The sequence below is a fragment of the Bacillus sp. CDB3 genome (assembly GCF_002081505.1).
Lineage (GTDB): Bacteria > Bacillota > Bacilli > Bacillales > Bacillaceae_G > Bacillus_A > Bacillus_A cereus_AT.
In genome coordinates this window covers 148,140-170,885 of record NZ_ALBR01000097.1, presented here as the reverse complement: position 1 = coordinate 170,885, position 22,746 = coordinate 148,140, and the positions used below count along the sequence as shown (strand labels likewise).

Below are 22,746 nucleotides of genomic sequence, written 5' to 3'. Positions count from 1 at the left end.
CAAAAATGCAAAGACCTGTTGTAGACGTAAAAAACGTTCAGAAAGTATATGGTAAAAAAGGTGAAAATCAATCATACGCCTTAAAAGGTGTATCATTTTCAATCCGTGAAGGTGAATTTGTAGGAATTATGGGACCATCTGGTTCAGGAAAAACTACATTATTAAATGTAATTTCTACATTAGATCATGCAACAGACGGCAAAGTTGAAATTGCAGGTACGGATATTACAAAAATGAAGCAAGGCGCACTCTCTGATTTCCGTTCCAAAAAATTAGGCTTTATTTTTCAAGACTTTAACCTTTTAGAAAATTTATCAATCTATGAAAATATTGCATTGCCACTTTCTTTACAAGGTGTTCCTTCTCGAAAAATTGGACCAAAAGTAACAAAAGTAGCAGAGATGTTAGGAATTTCAGCAATTCTTCAAAAGTATCCTTCAGAAGTATCCGGTGGACAAAAACAACGTTCTGCCGCTGCACGTGCACTCGTTCATGAGCCAGCGATAATTTTAGGAGATGAACCAACTGGAGCACTTGATTCTAAAAATGCAACTAGCCTTTTAGATGCAATGAAAAGTCTCAATGAAGAGCAAAATGTTTCAATTATGATGGTTACCCACGATCCATTTAGTGCAAGTTACTGCCGACGTATTCTGTTCATTCAAGATGGAGAGCTGTATAGGGAACTACATCGTACAACAAACCGTGAAATGTTCTATAAAGAAATTTTAAATGTACTTGCTGATTTGGGTACACAAAAAGCATAAGAAAGGAATTTACAACATGTTACTCAAACTTTCCATGTCAGGACTAAAAAGTAAAATAAGAGACTACATTGTCTTATTAATTGGACTTGTTATGTCCATTTCAATCTTTTATATGTTCCAAACACTAGCAATGAATGATTCATTTATTAAAGCAAATTCAATGATTAGCTCTATTGGAATCATCTTTCAAATTGGTTCGTTTTTATTAGCGACTATCACCTTCTTCTACATCTTATATGCTAATTCATTTTTACTGTCATTAAGACAAAAAGAGTTCGGTATGTATATGATGTTAGGTGCGAAAAAATATAAAATTACACTACTCATGTTTATGGAAACTTTAGCTATTGGTATCACTTCACTTATTATTGGGATTGGACTAGGTATCGGACTTTCTAAAATAATTGGACAACTTCTCATGAAAGAATTGGAGTTTGCTTCTGATGGATACCAAGCTCTTTATATTCCATCTATTCGTGTAACAGTAATATTTTTCTTCATTCTGTTTTTCTTAGCTGCCATTATGAATACAGCGAAACTATCTCGCATTACAATATTACAACTCGTTCATTCTGAGATGAAAACAGACAAACCTTCAGTAAAAGGAATTAAAACATTCTTTGTATCAGTAATTGGTGCTGGTTCATTAGCAATTGGATATGCGGCATTAATAAACATAGAGACTTTATCCTTTGCTGGATTTCCTATCGCTACAGTAGCAACGACATTAGGAACATATCTTATTTTCATCTCTTTATTACCGCTAACTATGAAATTACTGAAAAGAATTAAACCATTAAATGAAAAAGGATTAAATTCTTTTACTTTTTCTCAATTAACCTTCCGCGTAAATGATTTAACGAAGGTACTAGCAACTGTAGCGATGTTAATTGCACTTGCAGTTGGAGCAATTGCTGGTGGAATGGCTTTTAAAAACAATATTAGCCTAGCTATTGATATTTCTAACCTATACGACGTATCAGTTCACAACCCAACAGCAGATGAGAAAAAAATATTAAAAAAGATCAAATTTGAAGAACAAGCGGACTATCGCTACAAAGTAGATCAGCAATTTGTTTACTACTTGAAAGAAGACTTAGAAAAGAATCGACCTCTCGTTCAAATTGGATTTGAGCAAAAGAAAATCGGTAAAGTAGAAAGAACTGCAAGTGAACTTCCAGTCGGAGCAATTGTAAAGAAAGGTCAAAACGATACAATTGACGGTCCTACTCTTTCTGAAGAATGGAAGAATGTATTCAAAGAAATACAGCCTGAATACTTATACAAACAACAGCATATAAAAATTGTAGACCAAAAAATGTACAATCAAATAAAAACAACGGAACAATATGTTGTAATCGGAAAAACAAATGACTTTGCATCGTATAAGAAAGAATGGAAAGAACTTGATCAATTACAATTAGTAAAATATAAAGATATAACTAAGGATCAGTTAAATAGTAAATTTAGCTTTTACGAAATTATGTACACTTTCACAAGTGGTACAGTCTTTATGGGCTTCTTCTTAGGAATTGCTTTCTTAGCTATGATGGCAAGTTGCTTAATGTTCAAAATCCTATCTGGCGCAACGAAAGATACAAAGCGCTATCAAATGTTGCGTAAAATAGGAGTTCGTCGTGAGCTATTAGCGAGATCAATCTATAAGGAGTTATTGTTAGTATTCTTATTCCCAGCTACCATTGGCATCTCCCATGTAATTGTTGGTATGAATATGTTCTCCTTCATTATGGTTGACCCATACTTCCGTATTTGGGTTCCACTGGAAATTTCCGCAGTAATCTATACTGTTTATTACTTAATTACAGTTCAATTGTATAAAGGTATTGTACTTCCGAAAGAAAGATAATAAAAAAGCTGGTGACATGCTGTCATCAGCTTTTTTTATATCCCATATTAATCATTTATCCACTATACTAATATATGCACTTAATTCTATTTTAAAATTTCAACAACTGATATGAATAAACGAAAGGAGCTATTTTATTGCAACATGTGAAACAACTACTAAGAAATTCTCTATACTTTTTCTTCAGCAAACAAATCAGAAAATTTTTCGCCTATAGCTTAGGAAAAAAAACAAACGTATTTATTCGTATTGCTATTTATATGTATATAGGAACAAAAATTATTTCTGTTCTCTTTAATCTCAAAGAGTCTTATGGGTTATGGCTCGTTAATATTAGTTGGCTTATGGTCATGTTACTTTATCTATATTTCGCTAAAAATATTTACTTCGAAATGAAACAAGAACATCAAAAGGTGAAAGAATTAGCCTTCTTTTCTCTCTTTGATTCCCATAAAGAACTACCTTATCGAAGATACACTTACAAGTGCTATACAAAAATATTGTATAGCTTGCTCATCGCTGCATCGAGCTTCAATAGCTTATTACAAATTAATGCATCCATCTCAACGTCTTTTTCAGACCTAATATCTAATGTGATGCAAATGATTTTACTTCTAAGTGCAGTAACAGTAACCAGCCTTTATCTTGCACTACAATGGACAAATATATTAATGACCATACTATTAATACTCTCTTCAGTTATCACTGGAGCGATAATAAGTACTAGTTTATTATCAACAATAGGCAGTATAACTCATTTTGACCTTTTAAATAACTTCTCTATCATCTTAACAATTTTCATTGGCATTATTGTTCAAATGGGAATTGTATGGATACGACCTCCTTATCAGCTAAGTCGTACAGAAAATGCTTTTTTTATATCCAATTCAATGATTGCAACAACGCTATTATTACTAGTTATTTTTATTCAAGACGTTTCTTTACTAATTGGTGAGGAAATGAATTTTAATATGAATGATTTTAAAACGAATTTAGAAAAGAAAGCTCAATTGGCTTTATTACCTTATACAATTGGCGCAACCATTAATTTTATGTATATAAAGTTAAAATCTAATCGTATCGCCCAAAAAGCAGAAAAGAATATGTTAGATGTTATTTATTTGCTAGAAGAAAATGATATCGATCGTCTTTCTCCAATACAAAAACAAAAAATAGTGACTAAAATTAAGAAATGTGTCTATTACGGTGGAACATCATTCCGCTTACTTCTCCTTATGAATCCAGAAACGAAGCAATTCATAAAAAACATGAAGTTAGATGAGAGAACTACATAAAAACACCTACTTCTGACTTCGGCTATTCTTTCAATAGAATAGCCTTTTTTCATACTTCTGTAAGCTTCCTTACAATACTGTAAGCCAATCGTTAGTCACTTCTATGTTTCCGATCTTACATTCCATATAAACTAAAGATAGATAATCAATCAACAATAAAAACACTTTTAAAGGAGCGAATTCTCATGAAAGAAAACCAAGACTTATTATTCAGCTACATCGTTACTATTTCTTGCTTAGGCGGTTTCATTTTACTATCTGGCGTTGCTGCTGTTATTAAAATCGCTCAACAACTTTTCATGTAATATACATTTTTACTTTCATTGCAATCATAAATTATCAAATTAATTAAAGGAGTGAATTCTTATGAGAGAAAATCAAGACTTATTATTCAACCAAATTGTTACTGTTTCTTGCCTAGGTGGTTTCATTTTATTATCTGGTGTTGCTGCTGTTATCAAAATTGCTCAACAACTTTTCATGTAATATACATTTTTACTTTCATTGCAATCATAAATTATCAAATTAATTAAAGGAGCGAATTCTTATGAGAGAAAATCAAGACTTATTATTCAACCAAATTGTTACTGTTTCTTGCTTAGGCGGTTTCGTTTTACTATCTGGTGTTGCTGCTATTATTAAAATCGCTCAACAACTTTTCATGTAATATTTTCATTACTACTTTACATTTAAAATCATTCAAGATGACTAAAAATCACTTTTTATATAGATAGATTTCAAAATAAGGGTTCATTACAAAAATGTAAGCTACCAGTTAGATACATCGATGTTTGCACACATTTATTCCTTGTAAACTAATAACTAGTTAGTCCATTTTAAACACACAAATAACTTATAGAGGAGTTTTTATATGAAAAAATTACTTGCTTCATGCGCTACTTTCGCACTATTCGCTAGCTTTGCGGTAGGATGTGATGTATCTTCTCCAAGTAAACTTGGCACAGAAGAATACTACGTTCAAATCCAAGGCGAAGGTGAAATCAAAGATAATAGACGTGTCTATACTTTACCTACTTATAATGAAGATGGAGACGAAAAGAAAGTTACTTTCACTAGCGAAAAACCAAATAATGAAAAAATGAAAGAAAATGCATTTTTACGCCTTTACATTAAACAAGAGGACGAAAAGAAAACAGATATACCGGACACAGAAGTTAAATCTTATGAAGAAGTACAAAAAGCTGATTTACCTGCAAAAACAAAAGAAAAATTAGGTGTAAAATAATAAATGATTATCAAAAACAAATAAAAAGGAGTATCTCTTATTAAATAAGGGGTACAGCCGAGGTACGTGTAAAAACAGGTCATAGGCTTACTTTTATTTCCAACTATAACCTATTGAGTTTATATTGGGGTACCGTCAGGAAAATGCGGATTTATAACGTTAAAGAAATTACAATATTAAAAAGTCCTATTTCTCAGTATTAAAATTGGGAAATAGGACTTTTTTGTTACTCCAGAAAAGTGCCCGATTGGGAACTATTATTTATTTTGTCTTATTGGGGTCACCATATTAAGCTAATGCCCCCGTTAATTTAATTAAAGGACTTTTATTATAGAAAACAGATGAATATTTTATTGAATTCTCATATGAACTATCATTAATTTACAAGTACTATTTGACCTAACTCTGATACCAATATAAAAAGAGGTCATTCATTATTGAAGCGTGTCCCTGTTGTCTTAGCATGGTTGTTATGTTCCCTCGATGATAGGTACCATGATTAGCAACATGAAATAAAATTTCTGAGTATGCAGTCTCTCTAGTACCTGACCAAGGATTATTTAAATTAATTTTTTGTTCTAAATCTTTTTGGCTATTCATCCATTCTTCATACTGTGAAGCTAGTTCTTCGAAAGACTCAATAAATTCATCTACAGAATATAAATTCATCTTTTCTAATAATGCCATAGACGCTTCCAATGCTTCTTGCATACCAATTCCTTTAAGTACTTGTAACCACATAACATCTACTACATAGATATGGCTAAACGTTTGAGCAATATTTGGATATGAACTATTAGCTTCTTTATATAGGACATTACTTGGTAATTCTTTTATTCTTTCTAGTAACACCTTATTAGCCCAAAGATGGTACTTATACATATTTATTGCATGATTCATTTAACAGCTACTCCTTTAGTTCTCGTTTTTTTAAGTTGATATCTAGATTATAAAAAAAGATATATGACAGCAGTTTGTCATATATCTTCATAAACTTTTATTATTTTTTTTGCCTCATCTATTAAAAATGATTGCAGTTCCATCGGTTTTACAATTTTAGCACCACTACCAAAGCTTAAAAGAATCGATTTAAGCCATCCAGCTTGTAGAGGTTGATAAACAGAAATTGTAATTGTCATACTTCCGTCATCGTTAATGGTTCTTGAAGAATTTTGGAATTGGTCTAATGCTTCTGCTAAGGAATTAGGACTCACCCAGATTACTACATCCTCAAATCCCACCAAATTACGTTTTGAATAAAATATTTCATCTTTAATTTCGTGATTTTGTAGAAACCCTTCTTGTGTCAGAGTTACACCCATCATACGTGATATCCTAAACTCTCTATAATTCTGCCGTTCTCTACAATAACCATACATATACCAGTTACGGAACTTATAATGAAGGTGAATAGGTTCTACTTCGCGAGATGTAAACTCATTTTTATTGCTTATATAATTAAAGTGGATTACCTTTTTTTCATGTATAGCTTTTCGTAGGTTCATTAATGAATTGGGTTCTGTTCTATGGCTTTCCAAGTCAACCGATAAAGACTTAAAATTACTGCTTGTATCCAGTGATTTTAGTCTATCTATCGTATGTTCAATTTCTTTGTCCTTAAAAACATTTGATAAACTACTTAACACTGTAATTAAATTCAGAATGTCATAAGAACCCATTAAGCTTTTATCAAATTTGTAGCCCTTTATTATACCGAATCCCCCGTTAGTCCCTTGGTAAGAAACAACTGGAATTCCAGCAGCACAAATAACTTCGATGTCTCTATAAATTGTCCGTGGTGATACTTGAAATTCATCAGCTAAACTAGAAGCTGACAAAATTTCATTATTTAGGAGCTTAAATATGATTGATATCAAACGTTCTAATTTCAATTCTTATTTCCTTCCCTTAATAATTGGTTAAGCGACCATTGTCATTCCATTGACCGTACATTTTATTTTCCCTGGTATTTTCAATAAACTTATCCAATCTTTTATTAAAAATATTAGGTTCATTTCTATAACTTTGTATCGTATCAATTCTAATCCTTCTGTATAGATCAGGAAAATTAATGAAGTTTTCATATAATTGCTCATCTTCTTTCAGACGAGTTTCAATATCCACATCTACAGTAAAAGATTCAGGTCGCATATCAGGAAGAACTCTCAGTCCTTCTTCTTTCATCAAACCTAATTTATATAATCTCCTTACTCTTTCCTTATTTAATTCTGTCCAATTACTGTTTTTCTTTCTTGGTGAGAGCCTTTGAGCAAGTTCAGTATTTGATATTTTCTTCTTTATGCCATCAATCCAACCAAAACATAATGCTTCTTCAACTGCATCTAAATACTGAATCACTTCTGATTGTTCCGTCATACTTACTATCACCCAGCAAAATCTTTCTGTTTTTGAATTTTCCTCAAGCCAATCTCTTAATTCCCCTCGCGTCTTAACTCTAAGTAAATTTTCTATTTCCATTTTTAAAATCCTTTCTAAAATGAATATATGCCCTAAGTATAACTGTTTAATAAACTAGGAAGATACACGATTATATCTTTAATTGTATTTACTTATTATGAAAACGCTACTGTGGACTAGAGCAGGAACACTGTCACTATGCCGTTTAGAAATAATAACGTTTTTTGATGCTTGGGAGTAATAAATTTTCTTAAGTTGATGGGCATGTGAGACTATCCCTAAAAGTCGCGACTTTATTTAAAGGCGACATTAAAAATATTCTTCAAATCCTGGAAGCATAACTTTGCCACAAACAAAAAGAACCATAACCCCGCCAACCTGGCAAAGTTATGGTTCATATCATACAAAATAAAAAAACCACCAAATATGTATTGGTGGAGACGGTGGGAGTCGAACCCACGTCCAAAAATATCGGCACTTAAGCTTCTACGAGTGTAGTCGATATATTAGCATTTCGCGAACTCTTCGGCCTATCGACAGGCTTCCAAGTTGCTAGTCTGATTATTCTCTTCCTTCGCCCTCAGACGGCGAACTCCGGCGTAGTCCACTTAGTTTGAGTCCCTTACCCTACCACATGGACGATGGAGGGAGGAACCTTTAGTGCAATTAAGCAGCTAAAGAAAGATTGTTTTGTTTGCCAATTATAGGCTTTGACGTTTTAACGAGGCCGATCCCCTCGACTCGCAACCTAAGCTCGAACTATCCCTGTCGAATCCGTAACGTCCCCATGATAAAAATGGAGCATACGAAGAAATATCGTGATAGCTACTAAGAGCTGTTTTTCAATGTGCAACAACCTTACATAAGTTATTATATCATACGCGCGCCGTTTTACAAATGTAAATATCTGTATTACATCTTTTGGCGATCACGGAACACGCGTGCAATTTCACGTTTCGCTTCTTTCTCTTTTAAATCATGACGTTTATCATATTGTTTCTTACCTTTTGCTAAACCAAGTGCCATTTTTGCAAATCCATTTTTCAAATAGATTCTAAGTGGAACTAATGCGTAACCCGTTTCTTTTGCAGCTCCCGCTAGCTTATCAATTTCTTTTTTATGAAGAAGTAATTTTCTCGTACGAAGCGGATCATGGTTAAAACGATTCCCTTGCTCGTACGTATTAATATGCATATTATGAACCCATACTTCACCATCATGTATACGTGCAAACGCATCTTTCAAGTTCACGCGACCAGCGCGAATCGACTTAATTTCCGTTCCTTGAAGGACAAGCCCTGCTTCGTATGTTTCTTCGATGAAATAATCATGAAATGCTTTTTTATTTTGTGCAATAACCTTACCTGTACCTTTTGGCATATAACGTCCCTCCTCTATTTTTACTATTGTAACAAATGTAAACAAAAAGCGAAAGTGGCTCGCTCTCAAGCCACCAACAAAAAAGAAAAAGGCCCCGCTTTTCATCAAAGCGAAGCCACCCTTTTCTTACTTACGCTTTTTCTTTTTCTTCTTGAATCCTGGTACATTTTCGAAGAATCCTTTTTTCTTCTTGCCATTACCATCTTTTTTCCCTGGCTGACTCGCGGATGCTGCCCCTGATGCGGATGCTGATGCGGCTCCTCTTCCTTTGCCTTTTCCTTTGCCGTCACGGTCAAATTTTCTACCCGTGCCACGTTCGCCACCGCGCTCATTACTACGCTCGCTACGTCCACCGCGTTTCTTTCTACCTGTTCTTGGCTGTTCAATCACGACTGGACGATCTTTGAACTTACGACGAGGTGTGCCTTTCATGCCAACGATTTCAAAGTCGATTGCGCGCTCGTCTTTATTTACGTTAATAACGCGAATTGTAATTTCGTCACCGATGCGGAATACGTTACCTGTACGTTCTCCGATCATTGCGAAATGCTTCTCGTCGTAACGGTAGTAATCATCCGTTAAGTAACTAACGTGTACAAGACCTTCAATTGTATTTGGAAGCTCTACGAATAAACCGAAGTTTGTTACAGAGCTAATCATACCGTCATACTCTTCACCAATCTTATCGACCATATACTCTGCTTTTTTCATTTCGTCTGTTTCACGCTCTGCTTCAACAGCACGACGTTCCATATTAGAAGAGTGCTCTGCAATCTCCGGTAAGTTTTCACGCCATTTCGCTTGTGTTTCACTGTCGACTTTACCGTTAATGACGTATTCACGAATCAATCTATGAACGATCGTATCTGGGTAACGACGAATTGGCGATGTGAAATGCGTGTAGAACTCAGTTGATAAGCCGAAATGTCCTAAGCTGTCCGAATCGTAACGTGCTTGCTTCATAGAACGAAGCATAACCGTTGAAATTACTACTTCTTCAGGCTGTCCTTGAACCATTTCAAGAATTTGTTGTAGCGCACGAGGATGTACTTCATTCGCACGTCCTTTTACCGCATATCCGAAGTTCGTTACAAACTCGAAGAAACGCTCTAACTTATCTTCTTTCGGATCTTCATGGACACGGTACATAAACGGTACGTTCATCCAATGGAAGTGCTCTGCTACTGTTTCGTTCGCAACAAGCATAAATTCTTCAATTAACTTCTCTGATACAGAACGATCACGCATGACAACATCTGTCGGTTTTCCTTCTTCATCTACTAATACTTTCGCTTCTTTAAAGTCAAAGTCAATTGCACCGCGGCGCATACGTTTTTCACGTAAAATTTGTGCCAATTGGCCCATCTCTTTAAACATCGGTACTAACGGCTCATAGCGTTTGATTAACTCTTCGTCCTCATCTTCTAAAATGCTTCTTACGTCAGCATATGTCATACGCTCTGTCGTTTTAATCACACTTTGGAAAATCTCGTGTTTGACAACATCACCTAAGTTGTTGATTTCCATTTCACAAGACAGTGTCAGACGGTCTACTTTCGGATTTAATGAACAAATACCGTTAGATAGACGATGTGGAATCATTGGAATTACACGATCAACAAGATATACACTCGTCGCTCTTTCCGCTGCTTCAACATCAATTGGAGAACCTTCTTCAACGTAATGACTTACATCCGCAATATGAACACCAAGCTTGTAGTTACCGTTCTCGAGCTTCGTTACTGTAACAGCGTCATCTAAATCTTTCGCGTCTGCACCGTCAATCGTTACGATCATTTGATCACGTAAATCACGGCGATCTTTTAAATCCTCTTCTGAAATCGTTTCTGGTACACTGTTTGCATGCTCCATCACTTCTTCAGGAAATGCTAAAGGTAAATGGTGTTTGTGGATGACAGATAAAATATCTACCCCTGGATCATTTTTATGACCTAGAATTTGAATAACTTCACCTTCTGCACTTAAACGATTCTCTGGATAGCTCGTAATTTTCACAACTACTTTATGGCCTTCTACAGCACCCATTGATGCACTTTTCAAGATAAAGATATCACTCGTCCAGCGCTTATTGTCAGGTATAACAAACCCAAAGTTTTTCGATTCTGTATATGTACCAACTAGTTCTTTCGTTCCACGCTCTAAAATACGTACAATTGAACCTTCTTGGCGTGATCCACTTGATTGTGAGCTAACGCGTGCTAATACTGTATCGCCATGAAGTGCACCATTTAACTCTGTAGGCGGGATGAAAAGATCATCGTCTCCCGTTTTCTTCTCGTCTGGTACAACGAATGCAAAGCCACGTGCATGTCCAATTAACTTACCACGTACTAAATTCATTTTTTCTGGAAGACCGTAGCGATTACTACGTGTGCGGATAACAAGTCCCTTCTCTTCCATCATTACAAGTGCCTTTACAAAATCTTTAAAGCCTTCAGAACCTTCAATTCCAAATGCCGCTTCTAACTCTTGTATTGTTAACGGTTTATACGCTTCTTCTCTCATAAATAATAACAACTTATCAATATGTTCTTGTATGATTTCTTCCAAGCAGAAATACCTCCTTTAAACCCTTATATTATTTAGTGTATCCGAAAGATGGGGGATGTATAAAGCGAAACTTTAATCATCTCCCAATGATTTTTTACAGTTTTCATAAAATGAAACTTTAATCCGTAGAGGGTTATCCATCTCCACTGATTATTAGCCCACAACCATCGGGATAAAAAATTCCCTTATGAAAAAAAGAGGCAACTAGACCTTACCAATCTAGTTGCTCCAAGAAGTTATATACATCCTCATGTAGCACATCACGTTCTTTATCAAGTGTAATGACATGCGTAGAGTCTTCATACCATTTAATGTCTTTTAACGTAGATTCTACACCGTTATAAATAATGTTAGCACTATCTGTATTAATCATTTCATCATGACGTGCTTGCACAACGAATGTTGGTGCATAAATCATATCAACATTATTGCGTACGTCACGAATCAACTCTTGTAATGCTTTTAATGTATTCATCGGTGTCTGTTTAAATTCAAACATTTCCTGTTCAATTCGCTCAGGTGATTTTTGTTCACGCTTTTTATATTCGCGAGCATATGCCAATATACCTTGGTACATAATTTCTTCACTTTTAATGTACATCGGTGCACACATTGGTACAACACCTAAAATCGGTAATGTATAAGCAAGTTTTAATGAGAATACTCCACCTAATGATAATCCAACCGCAGCTATTTTCTCGTAACCTTGATCTTTTAAATGCTGGTAGGCATTCATTACATCTTCCCACCAGTCTTCAGGACCTGTATGAACAAGCTGCTCTGGTGGTACGCCGTGTCCTTTATAAATTGGCGCATGACAAGTATAGCCTTTCTTCTCTAAGAAACGCCCTAGCATGCGTACGTCAGCTGAGTTCCCTGTGAATCCATGTAATAATAAAACAGCGCGGTCTCCACCTTCAAATGTAAATGGTTTTGGAGATGCTAATTTCATCATGTACTTCTCCTCTTTCTCTTCTGTAATCTAGTCGTATTCTTTCTATTCTTAGTGTACCATATTTATAATTCTATAATCTAATTAGAAACTTTTTTTGAATAACAAATAAAAAAGAAGAACCATTAGCATAATCGGCTAACGCTTCTTCTTTTAATTTTATAAGTTTAAGTACGTAACAGCAATTGTTAATACAAAGAATAATACAGCTAAAACAACTGTAATACGGTTTAATACCGCTTCAATTCCACGTGCTTTTTGCTTACCAAATAATTGCTCTGCACCGCCTGAAATTGCACCTGAAAGGCCTGAGCTATTACTAGACTGCATAAGTACCATAACAATCATTAAAATCGATACAATAATAAGTAAAACGGATAATAACGTATGCACTTGGCGTACCTCCTACAAAGATTCAGTTATTTCAACTGTAGCATAAATCCTATAGAAAAGCGAGAGCTATAGGGTCGCTCTCGCTTTTCTTCTATTACATAAACATCATTGCAAATAACGGTCCGAGCAAACATGTCAAAATTGCTGTTAATGTCATTGTTACCGATCCAATAACACCTTCATGCTCATTATTTTTCATCGCTCTCATAACACCCATAATATGAGATGCACATCCAAAGCCAATCCCTTTACCAACTGAGTTTGTAACGCGGCTCCATTTTAATAAAATTGGTCCTGTAATCGTTCCAGTAATCCCTGCGATAACGACGAAGGCCGCTGTTAAGGAAGGGACACCGCCCACTTGTTCAGATACACTCATCGCAACTGGCATTGTCACTGACTTTGGTAAAGAAGATAAAATTAAACTTTTATCTGTTCCCATAAGCGTGGCGATAGCGAAATCACTTGCAATCGCCACTGTTGTACCTACCAATACACCACCAGCAATTGGTACAACATATTTTTGCAGAACGTGGCGTTGTTTATAAAGCGGAATTGCAAATGCTACAACACCTGGTCCAAGTAGCTTCGCAATCCAGCCACCACCGCTTTCCATGTAATTTTGATATGGTATATCAAGCACTATAAATAAGAAAGCCATTAATCCTGTCGCTACAAGCATTGGAATGGTGAATGGTGTTGGAAATAATTTATAGATTTTTTTTAGATAATTGATATAATAGCACCGTAAAAAGAACCCAACCGATTCCGATTAATATTTGGCTCATTGTGTCTCTTTTTCCTTTCTATTCGCAAGATATTGTCCTGTATGTCCTGCGACAATAATAATTAAAAACGTACTCGCTACAACTGTAATGAAAAGAGAAATTCCTTTACTCATAAAAAAAGCACCGTAATTCATTAGGCCAAGCGTTGGCGGAATTAATAAAAACGGCATAATAGCAACGAGTGTTTCTGCCCCTAAATCAAACCATTTCACTGGAAGTACTTTTAGGCTAAGTAAAACAAGTAAGAAAAACATCCCAATCAAGCTTCCTGGAATCGGAATATTCAACATTTCTTGCACCCAATTTCCAACCATATAAAACACATAAAGAGCAGCAATTTGGACAAGAATCTTTGTAAATTTCATCTTCATCATCCCTCATGTTTATACGATCTTCTGTTAATATCTTTATCATAGTATAAATTGTAAAAAGCTGCAATTTATCCAATCAGTCGCAAAAAAACCTTGTGTTACACGCTTACACCCTTGATACGTCTGCGTTTCCGAACTTAATTTACGTCAAAAACCTTGACCTATTATATAAAGTTTATATTTTCTGAATTTTAACAGTTCCTATTTCACTAAAATAAAATCCTTCACTCCATTTTTATTCTGCCTTCTATCTAGCACACATATATATAAGGATAGGTGGTGAACATATGTCTAAAAAAGTTCTCATTTTTTGTGATCCTGGAATCGACGATACGATAGCCCTCCTCCTCGCGTTTTTTATCGATGAAATTGAAGTCGTTGGAATTGTCGCTGATTACGGCAATGTTCCAAAAGAAATGGCCGTACAAAATGCTCATTTTCTTAAACAAAAATCAAGAAATGGAGATATGAAAATATTTGGTGGTTCAGAACGTCCTCTCAATGGAGGTCCGCCCACTTTTTTTACGGATGTTCACGGTGAAAAAGGATTAGGACCAATCATCCCAAATGAAAATTTACAAAACGGAGAAATGGAGAATTTCTTTGAAGTTATTCCTCTTATTGAGCAATATAAAGACGAACTAGTCATTGTAAGTTTAGGACGACTCACTTCCCTAGCTATTTTATTTATTTTATGTAAAAATTTAATGCAGCAAATCAAGTCTTATTACCTAATGGGTGGTGCCTTTTTACATCCAGGTAATGTAACTCCATTATCGGAAGCGAATTTTTATGGTGATCCAATCGCGGCTAACATTGTATTACAATCCGCATCTAACATGTACATATACCCATTAAATGTAACGCAGTATTCTATCGTTACACCTGACATGGCTGAGTACATTGAAACAAAAGGAAAAGCTCCACTTGTCAAACCGTTATTCGATCATTATTACTACGGATATTATAAAGATGCCTTGCCGCATTTAAAGGGAAGCCCCTTTCATGACACAATACCAATACTCGCTTTATTTGATAACTCTATGTTCACTTATCACAAGTCACCTATTGTTGTCATGACAGAATCTTATGCACAAGGAACAAGCATTGGAGAGTTTCGATCTCGAGTTCAGCCGAGTCCTTTTATTGATTGGCCGAGTCATCAAATAGCAATCGATTTTGATTATAACCGTTTCTTTAAACATTTCATGTCACTTATGACGGGTGAGCAATTTTAGCATAAAAAAAACAGACCGTGATTTCTCACGGTCTGTCGTTATTTTCTGCAATTATCGTTTGATATTGTAGAAAGATTTTAAACCATCGTAAACAGCGATTTCGCCTAGTTCGTCTTCGATGCGTAATAATTGGTTGTACTTAGCAATACGGTCAGTACGGCTCATAGAACCAGTTTTGATTTGGCCAGCGTTAGTTGCAACTGCGATGTCAGCGATTGTAGCATCTTCAGTTTCACCAGAACGGTGAGATACAACTGCTGTGTAACCAGCACGTTTAGCCATTTCGATTGCTTCGAAAGTCTCAGTTAAAGTACCGATTTGGTTAACTTTAATTAAGATTGAGTTAGAGATACCTTTTTCGATACCTTCAGCAAGTTTTTGAGTGTTAGTTACGAATAAATCGTCACCAACTAATTGTACTTTATCACCGATACGCTCAGTTAATAATTTGTGACCATCCCAGTCGTTTTCGTCTAAACCATCTTCAATAGAGATGATTGGGAAGTCTTTGCAAAGCTCTTCGTAGAAATCAACCATTTCTGCAGAAGTTAAGCCAGTACGGCCTTCGCCTGCAAGGTCATATTTACCAGTTTCTTTGTTGTAGAACTCAGAAGAAGCAACGTCCATTCCTAAGAATACGTTCTCGCCAGCTTTGTAACCAGCTTTTTCGATAGCTTCGATGATTACTTCTAATGCTTCACGGTTAGAACCAAGGTTTGGAGCGAATCCACCTTCGTCACCTACTGCAGTGTTAAGACCTTTGTCATGTAATACAGCTTTAAGTGCATGGAATACTTCAGCACCCATACGGATTGATTCTTTGAATGTTGGAGCACCAACTGGTAAGATCATGAACTCTTGGAAGTCTACGTTGTTATCAGCGTGAGAACCACCGTTGATGATGTTCATCATTGGAGTTGGTAATTGTTTTGCATTGAATCCACCAAGGTAACGGTATAATGGAAGACCTACGAAGTCAGCTGCTGCGTGAGCTACTGCCATAGATACACCAAGGATAGCGTTAGCGCCTAGTTTACCTTTGTTTGGAGTGCCATCTAATTCGATCATAGCACGGTCGATACCAGCTTGGTCAGTTACGTCGAAACCAACGATTTCTGGAGCGATTGCTTCGTTAACGTTGTTTACTGCGTTCATAACACCTTTTCCAAGGTAACGAGATTTGTCACCGTCACGTAATTCTACTGCTTCGTGCTCACCAGTAGATGCACCACTTGGTACGATAGCGCGTCCGAAAGCGCCGCTTTCTGTGTAAACTTCTACTTCTACAGTTGGGTTACCACGAGAGTCAAGGACTTCGCGAGCATAAACATCAATAATTGTTGACATAATAAATTCTCTCCTTTTTATATAAGCAAATTATTTAATAATTGTTTTACCTGTCATTTCTTTCGGTTGTTCCACATTTAAAAGTGTAAGCATTGTTGGAGCGATATCTCCTAAAATACCACCTTCACGAAGCTCTACATCATTTTTTGTAACGATGAAAGGAACCGGGTTAGTTGTATGAGCTGTCATTGGTCCACCATCAGCAGTTAACTCCTGATCAGCATTACCATGGTCAGCAGTAATAAGTGCTACACCATCTTTTGCAAGAATCGCTTCTACAACTTTTCCTAAACATTCGTCAGTTGCTTCTACTGCTTTAATTGTTGGTTCCATCATCCCAGAATGGCCAACCATATCACAGTTTGCAAAGTTAAGAATGATAACATCATGTTTATCATTTTCAATTTCATTTACTAAAGCGTCCGTTACTTCGTAAATGCTCATTTCAGGTTTCAAGTCATACGTTGCAACCTTCGGTGAGTTAATTAAGATACGCTCTTCTCCTGGGAATTCAGCCTCACGACCACCGCTAAAGAAGAATGTCACGTGCGGATACTTTTCAGTTTCCGCGATGCGAAGTTGCTTTAATCCCGCTTGCGCAACAACTTCACCTAATGTGTTATCAAGGTTCATTGGCTTGAATGCCACGTAACCATCTACAGTTTCACTGAAATGTGTCATACAAACGAATTCAGGAATGTGAGGTACTTTTTCACCACGATCGAACTCACGGAAGTCTTCGTTTGTAAATACACGAGCAATTTGAATTGCACGGTCTGGACGGAAGTTATAGAAGATAACTGCATCATCATTATTGATTGTTGCAACTGGCGTGTCATCTTCGTTAACAATTACAGACGGCAATACGAATTCATCGTAGATACCATTTGCAGAAGAGTCTTCTACACACTCTTCTGCTGATTTATAAGTAGGTCCTTCACCATTCACCATAGCACGGTAACATTTTTCTACGCGATCCCAACGCTTGTCACGATCCATGGAGTAATAACGACCAGAGATAGTCGCGAATTGTCCTACACCTGTTTCTTTAATTACTTCATTTGTTGCATCGATATAACCTTTTGCCGTTTGTGGTCCAACATCGCGGCCGTCTAAGAATGCATGGATATAAACTTTCTCCACGCCTTCTTTTGCAGCTAAGCGAAGAAGAGCAAACATATGGTTCATGTGACTGTGCACACCACCATCAGAAAGTAAACCGAATAAATGAAGAGCAGTACCTTTTTCCTTTACGCTTTTAATTGCATTTTGGAAAGTTTCGTTCTGATCGAACTCACCTTCACGAATTGCAACGTTTACGCGTGTTAAGCTTTGGTATACGATGCGGCCTGCACCGATATTTAAGTGACCAACCTCAGAGTTACCCATTTGACCTTCTGGAAGACCTACTTCCTCACCACAAGCTGTAAGCGTTGTGTGAGGAAATTTGTTCCAGTAACCATCAAAATTAGGTTTCTTAGCTTGTGCTACAGCATTCCCGTGAGTTTCTTCACGTAGTCCGAAACCATCAAGAATGATTAAAGCTGTTGGCTTTCTCATTTTACCGCCCCCAGAAGACCTAAGAACGAAGCAGGCTCTAAGCTAGCACCGCCAACTAAAGCGCCGTCGATGTCAGATTGTGCCATATACTCTTTAATGTTTTCTGGTTTTACGCTACCGCCGTATTGAATACGAACAGCTTCTGCAGCTTCTGGAGAAACAGCTTCTGCAACAACTTTACGGATGTGCGCACATACTTCATTTGCATCTGCAGAAGAAGAAGATTTGCCTGTACCGATAGCCCAGATTGGCTCATAAGCGATAACAGTTGCTTTAACTTGCTCTTCTGTTAAACCTGCAAGTGCTTTTGTCACTTGACCTGCTACTAGATCAAATGTTTTTCCGCTTTCGCGCTCTTCTAAAGTCTCACCACAACATACGATTGGTGTTAAACCATGTTCAAATGCTGCAAGAGTCTTTTTGTTTACTGACTCGTCTGTTTCAGCAAACATTTCACGACGCTCAGAGTGGCCAAGTACTACGTAGCCTACTTTTAAGTCGCTAAGTGCTACTGGGCTAATTTCGCCAGTGAATGCACCATTTTTTTCGAAGTGCATGTTTTGTGCACCTACTTGTAAGTCAGTTCCTTCAGTTGCCGCTACTAAACGCTCTAAGAATAGAGCTGGAGAGCAAACTACTGCATCAACAGCTGAAGCTGCTGGGATTTGACCTTTAACTTCCTCTACGAAGCTAACTGCTTCAGATAGAGTTTTATTCATTTTCCAGTTACCTGCGATAATTGGTTTACGCATGCTTTGCACCGTCCTTTTTCTTTGGCTGCTACTTATTTGTCGTTAAGACAAACTACACCTGGAAGTTCTTTGCCTTCCATGAATTCTAATGACGCACCGCCGCCAGTAGAAATGTGGCTCATTTTATCAGCCATACCGAATTTTTCAACAGCTGCTGCAGAGTCACCACCGCCGATAACAGAGTATGTATCTTCTGCATCTGCTAATGCTTGTCCTACTGCTTTTGTACCTTCTGCGAATGGAGTCATTTCGAATACACCCATTGGTCCATTCCATACAACAAGCTTAGAATTTTTAATTACATCTGCATAAATTTCACGTGTTTTAGGACCGATGTCCACGCCTTCCCAAGTAGAAGGGATAGAGTCGATACCTACGATTTGAGTTGTTGCAGTTTCAGAGAATTCCTCTGTGATTACAACATCAACTGGCATGTAGAAGTTTACGCCTTTTTCTTTTGCAAGTTGCATAAATTCTTTAGCTAGTTCGATCTTGTCGTCTTCACATAGAGATAGACCAATTTCATGACCTAAAGCTTTAACAAATGTGTAAGCAAGTCCGCCACCGATGATTAAGTTATCTACTTTGTCTAATAGATGACGAATTACACCGATTTTATCTTTTACTTTCGCACCACCGATGATAGCTGTGAATGGACGTTCTGGGTTAGAAAGTGCTTTACCTAATACATCTAACTCTTTTTCCATTAATAGACCAGATACTGCTGGTAGGTAGTCTGCGATTCCTGCTGTAGAAGCGTGAGCACGGTGAGCTGCACCGAATGCATCGTTTACGAAGATATCAGCAAGAGCTGCAAATTCTTTCGCAAGTTCTGCATCGTTCTTTTCTTCGCCCGCATAGAAACGTACGTTTTCAAGAACTAATACGTCGCCTTCGTTCATTGCTGCAACCATTTCTTGTGCAACTGGTCCGAATGCTTCGTCCGCTTTTTTAACATCTTTACCAAGAAGCTCGCCTAAACGTGCTGCTACTGGAGTAAGACGTAATTCTTCTACTGCTTGACCTTTTGGACGGCCTAAATGACTTGCTAAAATTACTTTCGCACCTTGCTCTACTAAATATTGAATTGTAGGAAGAGCTGCACGGATACGAGTTTCATCTGTAATTTTGCCTTCTTTCATAGGTACGTTGAAATCAACGCGGCAAAATACACGCTTACCTTTTAAATCTACGTCACGAATTGATTTTTTGTTCATTGGATTTCCCTCCGACTACTAGTTAGGATTGACAAAACCCATTCAAAAGCTTAACACATTTGCTTCTAAAACGAAAGAAGAGAGAGAGGGAACAAACCCTCTCCCTCGTTTTGTCATTGATTGCTTATATACTTAAGAATTAAAGACCTTTAGAAGTCATGTATGCTGCTAAGTCTACTACGCGGTTAGAGTAACCAGTTTCGTTATCGTACCAAGAAAGTACTTTAACCATGTTACCTTCCATTACCATTGTAGATAATGCATCGATTGTAGAAGAAGCTGTACATCCGTTATAGTCGATAGATACTAATGGCTCTTCGCTGTATCCAAGGATACCTTTTAATTCGCCTTCAGCTGCTGCTTTGAATGCTGCGTTTACATCTTCAACTGTTACTTCTTTGTCAAGTTCAACAACTAAGTCAACAAGAGAAACGTTAGCAGTTGGAACACGTACAGCGCCACCGTTTAATTTACCTTTAAGTTCTGGTAATACTAATGCTACAGCTTTAGCAGCACCAGTAGATGTTGGGATCATGTTTTCAGCTGCTGCACGAGCACGACGTAAATCTTTGTGTGGTAAGTCTAAGATTTGTTGGTCGTTAGTGTAAGAGTGAATTGTTGTCATCATTCCGCGTTTTACGCCGAATTTTTCGTTTAATACTTTAGCGAATGGAGCTAGACAGTTTGTAGTACAAGAAGCGTTAGATACTACGTTGTGGTTAGCTGCATCGTATTGTTCGTGGTTAACACCCATAACTACAGTGATATCTTCGTCAGAAGCTGGAGCTGAGATGATAACTTTCTTAACTGATCCACCTAAGTGTTTCTCAGCGTCTGATTTTTTAGTGAAACGGCCAGTAGATTCTACTACTACTTCTACTCCGTAGTCGCTCCATGGTAATTGAGCTGGGTCACGCTCAGCGATAACTTTAATTTCTTTACCGTTAACAACGATGCTGTTTTCGTTAGCAGATACTTCTGCATTTAAAGTTCCGTGAACTGTGTCATATTTTAAAAGGTGAGCTAATGTTTTAGCATCTGTTAAGTCGTTGATTGCTACTACTTCTACCTCAGAGTTGTTAAGAGCTGCGCGGAATACGTTACGTCCGATACGTCCAAATCCATTAATACCAATTTTAGTCATTTGAATTTCCTCCTTGGGGGATTATATTTAAAGGGTAATACCCTTTGTTAACTGTTTTGCTGCACCTTCATCTGTAATTAGAATTGAAGTGTGCCCTTGCTTTATTACAGCCTGTATTGCCTTTGCCTTTGAAGAACCTCCAGCGACTGCAACAACGTGAGATACATTTTGTAAATCTTCAAGTTGCATACCAACCGTTCTTACTTTATGAACAACATTTCCCTGTTCATTAAAGTAGTAACCGAAAGCTTCGCCAACTGCTTCGCTTGCCTGAATCTTTAACCAATCTGCTTCTGAAGTATTTCTGCGACGTGCCATTGTTAACGCATCACCAATTCCATGAATGACGATATTGGAAGATCGAATCAACTCAAGAACTTCTTTCACGGAGGGCTCTGTTACAATGGACGCATATGCTTCGCTACTAACGTGATCTGGAACATACAATAAGCGATAATTACTCATCGTATTTTGTGCCATTTTGGCGCAAATGGTATTGGCTTCTAACTCAACACCTTCTCCAATTCCACCACGTGCTGGGACAAATAGCATATGTAAATCTTTGCAATCAAGTTGCATCATGTCCGCAGCAGCAGCTAGCGTAGTTCCTCCAGCCACAGCAACGATATTATTCACTGTCAGACGGTCTTTTATACAAGTCACACAAGCACGGCCCATCTCCAGTTTGACCCAAGGTGATTCATCACTATCACCAGGGACAACGAAAACTTCATCCAAGTCTAATGTTTCCTTAAGTTGTTTTTCTAAAACCTTTAACCCGGAAATTTCTTTCATAAAGTCTTCCAAAGCAAGAACTAAAGCTGTTCCTTCTTCTGTCAAAGTCATTCCAGAAGAAGCGACGTGAACTAAGTTTTGTTCTTTCAAAACTTGAACTTCACTTCGCAATACTCGTTCTGTCATACCGAGACTTGCTGATAAGTTCCTTCTTCCAATCGGCTGCATGAGCCTAATGTATTGAAGAACTTGCATTCTCGTTTGCATAACAGGTAGCAGATCAGGTAATAATTTTTTTGTGTTCTGAATCCATGAGCGCATATCTTTTCTCCTCACTACATTGGTTCATTTTCCCTTGTGGTCACTTTGTGTCCCGTAGTGACATTTTATGTCCCACATAGGTTAAAAAAATAATCCCTGCTACGTGTATTATTGTAACAGGAGATAGAAACTTATTCAACTCTTAACTGCATTCTTTATATAGTTTATTATGACACCTTTGTGAATGTTACCATATTCTACTTGTTTTCCGCCTATTTCTACAACCGGAATCATTAAATGATATTTTTCTAAAAGGTCATTATCTTCATATATATCTATTTCCTCGATTTGAAAAGAATATTCACATTGTACTTCTTGTAAAACTTGTTTTGCCTGCACGCAAAGACCACAATCTACTTTTGTATATAGTACAACTTTCATCTT

At 36.9% G+C, this 22,746-nt stretch carries 23 protein-coding genes, 1 other RNA gene and 1 pseudogene; 8 read left to right on the top strand and 17 right to left on the bottom strand.

The window, feature by feature from the left end; translation table 11 throughout:
* Positions 1–5 precede the first annotated feature (5 nt).
* The 7 genes from CDB3_RS25020 to CDB3_RS24990 all read left to right on the top strand — a co-directional run bounded on the left by CDB3_RS25020 (position 6) and on the right by CDB3_RS24990 (position 5,175).
* Positions 6–767 carry an ABC transporter ATP-binding protein gene (locus tag CDB3_RS25020; RefSeq protein ID WP_128856335.1) on the top strand — a complete coding sequence of 254 codons (762 nt, stop codon included), beginning with the start codon at positions 6–8 and terminating at the stop codon, positions 765–767.
* A 16-nt stretch (positions 768–783) separates the two neighbouring features.
* Entirely contained in the window at positions 784–2,634 is a 1,851-nt protein-coding gene (locus CDB3_RS25015; protein ID WP_128856334.1) for an FtsX-like permease family protein, read from the top strand.
* A 137-nt stretch (positions 2,635–2,771) separates the two neighbouring features.
* Positions 2,772–3,929 carry an AcrB/AcrD/AcrF family protein gene (locus CDB3_RS25010; protein WP_128856333.1) on the top strand — a complete coding sequence of 386 codons (1,158 nt, stop codon included), beginning with the start codon at positions 2,772–2,774 and terminating at the stop codon, positions 3,927–3,929.
* A 185-nt stretch (positions 3,930–4,114) separates the two neighbouring features.
* Entirely contained in the window at positions 4,115–4,234 is a 120-nt protein-coding gene (locus CDB3_RS25005; protein WP_128856332.1) for a DUF4027 family protein, read from the top strand.
* Positions 4,235–4,295: 61 nt separating this feature from the next.
* Positions 4,296–4,415: a DUF4027 family protein gene (locus CDB3_RS25000; protein ID WP_128856331.1), complete on the top strand. Its 120-nt coding sequence runs from the start codon at positions 4,296–4,298 to the stop codon at positions 4,413–4,415.
* 61 nt (positions 4,416–4,476) lie between these two features.
* On the top strand, positions 4,477–4,596 hold the full coding sequence (locus tag CDB3_RS24995) for a DUF4027 family protein (protein ID WP_128856330.1): 120 nt from the start codon (positions 4,477–4,479) through the stop codon (positions 4,594–4,596).
* A 204-nt stretch (positions 4,597–4,800) separates the two neighbouring features.
* Complete coding sequence (locus tag CDB3_RS24990) at positions 4,801–5,175, top strand: YxeA family protein (RefSeq protein WP_128856329.1); 375 nt, start codon at positions 4,801–4,803, stop codon at positions 5,173–5,175.
* Positions 5,176–5,574: 399 nt separating this feature from the next.
* Here CDB3_RS24990 and CDB3_RS24985 read toward each other — a convergent pair whose 3' ends face one another.
* The 10 genes and pseudogenes from CDB3_RS24985 to CDB3_RS24940 all read right to left on the bottom strand — a co-directional run bounded on the left by CDB3_RS24985 (position 5,575) and on the right by CDB3_RS24940 (position 14,051).
* Positions 5,575–6,075 carry a DinB family protein gene (locus tag CDB3_RS24985; RefSeq protein ID WP_128856328.1) on the bottom strand — a complete coding sequence of 167 codons (501 nt, stop codon included), beginning with the start codon at positions 6,073–6,075 and terminating at the stop codon, positions 5,575–5,577.
* 77 nt (positions 6,076–6,152) lie between these two features.
* Positions 6,153–7,067, bottom strand: a complete 915-nt coding sequence (locus tag CDB3_RS24980; RefSeq protein ID WP_128856327.1) for a helix-turn-helix transcriptional regulator — start codon at positions 7,065–7,067, stop codon at positions 6,153–6,155.
* A 16-nt stretch (positions 7,068–7,083) separates the two neighbouring features.
* Positions 7,084–7,653, bottom strand: a complete 570-nt coding sequence (locus CDB3_RS24975) for a YdeI/OmpD-associated family protein (protein WP_128856326.1) — start codon at positions 7,651–7,653, stop codon at positions 7,084–7,086.
* A 372-nt stretch (positions 7,654–8,025) separates the two neighbouring features.
* Positions 8,026–8,380, bottom strand: a transfer-messenger RNA (tmRNA) gene (gene ssrA, locus CDB3_RS24970).
* A gap of 125 nt (positions 8,381–8,505) precedes the next feature.
* The gene (smpB, locus tag CDB3_RS24965; RefSeq protein WP_128856325.1) at positions 8,506–8,973 is read right to left on the bottom strand and encodes an SsrA-binding protein; all 468 of its coding nucleotides are present in this window, start codon (positions 8,971–8,973) and stop codon (positions 8,506–8,508) included.
* Positions 8,974–9,099: 126 nt separating this feature from the next.
* Complete coding sequence (gene rnr, locus CDB3_RS24960) at positions 9,100–11,544, bottom strand: ribonuclease R (protein WP_128856324.1); 2,445 nt, start codon at positions 11,542–11,544, stop codon at positions 9,100–9,102.
* A 211-nt stretch (positions 11,545–11,755) separates the two neighbouring features.
* A complete protein-coding gene (locus tag CDB3_RS24955) occupies positions 11,756–12,496 on the bottom strand; it encodes an alpha/beta hydrolase (protein WP_179139758.1) in 741 nt (246 codons plus the stop codon).
* A gap of 159 nt (positions 12,497–12,655) precedes the next feature.
* On the bottom strand, positions 12,656–12,889 hold the full coding sequence (gene secG / locus CDB3_RS24950) for a preprotein translocase subunit SecG (protein ID WP_128856322.1): 234 nt from the start codon (positions 12,887–12,889) through the stop codon (positions 12,656–12,658).
* A 94-nt stretch (positions 12,890–12,983) separates the two neighbouring features.
* Positions 12,984–13,677 (bottom strand): annotated as a pseudogene (locus CDB3_RS24945) (LrgB family protein).
* Positions 13,674–14,051 (bottom strand): CidA/LrgA family holin-like protein, encoded by a 378-nt coding sequence (locus tag CDB3_RS24940; protein ID WP_179139755.1) that lies wholly within the window; start codon positions 14,049–14,051, stop codon positions 13,674–13,676. The pseudogene CDB3_RS24945 and the gene CDB3_RS24940 overlap by 4 nt, the downstream one beginning before the upstream one ends.
* Before the next feature lie 284 nt (positions 14,052–14,335).
* Between CDB3_RS24940 and CDB3_RS24935 the strand changes: the two genes are divergently transcribed.
* Entirely contained in the window at positions 14,336–15,286 is a 951-nt protein-coding gene (locus CDB3_RS24935) for a nucleoside hydrolase (protein WP_128856319.1), read from the top strand.
* Between the two features lie 51 nt (positions 15,287–15,337).
* On the opposite strand, the gene eno is transcribed toward CDB3_RS24935, so the two are convergent.
* The 7 genes from eno to CDB3_RS24900 form a co-directional block, all read right to left on the bottom strand.
* Positions 15,338–16,633: a phosphopyruvate hydratase gene (gene eno / locus CDB3_RS24930; RefSeq protein WP_002124088.1), complete on the bottom strand. Its 1,296-nt coding sequence runs from the start codon at positions 16,631–16,633 to the stop codon at positions 15,338–15,340.
* A gap of 30 nt (positions 16,634–16,663) precedes the next feature.
* On the bottom strand, positions 16,664–18,193 hold the full coding sequence (gene gpmI, locus CDB3_RS24925; protein ID WP_128856318.1) for a 2,3-bisphosphoglycerate-independent phosphoglycerate mutase: 1,530 nt from the start codon (positions 18,191–18,193) through the stop codon (positions 16,664–16,666).
* A complete protein-coding gene (gene tpiA / locus CDB3_RS24920) occupies positions 18,190–18,945 on the bottom strand; it encodes a triose-phosphate isomerase (protein WP_001231042.1) in 756 nt (251 codons plus the stop codon). Before tpiA ends, gpmI begins: the two co-directional genes overlap by 4 nt.
* Before the next feature lie 32 nt (positions 18,946–18,977).
* Positions 18,978–20,162, bottom strand: coding sequence for a phosphoglycerate kinase (locus tag CDB3_RS24915; protein WP_001036333.1), 1,185 nt, complete (start codon positions 20,160–20,162; stop codon positions 18,978–18,980).
* A 139-nt stretch (positions 20,163–20,301) separates the two neighbouring features.
* On the bottom strand, positions 20,302–21,306 hold the full coding sequence (gene gap, locus CDB3_RS24910; RefSeq protein WP_000161234.1) for a type I glyceraldehyde-3-phosphate dehydrogenase: 1,005 nt from the start codon (positions 21,304–21,306) through the stop codon (positions 20,302–20,304).
* Positions 21,307–21,333: 27 nt separating this feature from the next.
* On the bottom strand, positions 21,334–22,362 hold the full coding sequence (cggR, locus tag CDB3_RS24905) for a gapA transcriptional regulator CggR (RefSeq protein ID WP_001258192.1): 1,029 nt from the start codon (positions 22,360–22,362) through the stop codon (positions 21,334–21,336).
* Positions 22,363–22,497: 135 nt separating this feature from the next.
* Complete coding sequence (locus CDB3_RS24900; protein ID WP_000869744.1) at positions 22,498–22,743, bottom strand: glutaredoxin family protein; 246 nt, start codon at positions 22,741–22,743, stop codon at positions 22,498–22,500.
* Positions 22,744–22,746: the final 3 nt, after the last annotated feature.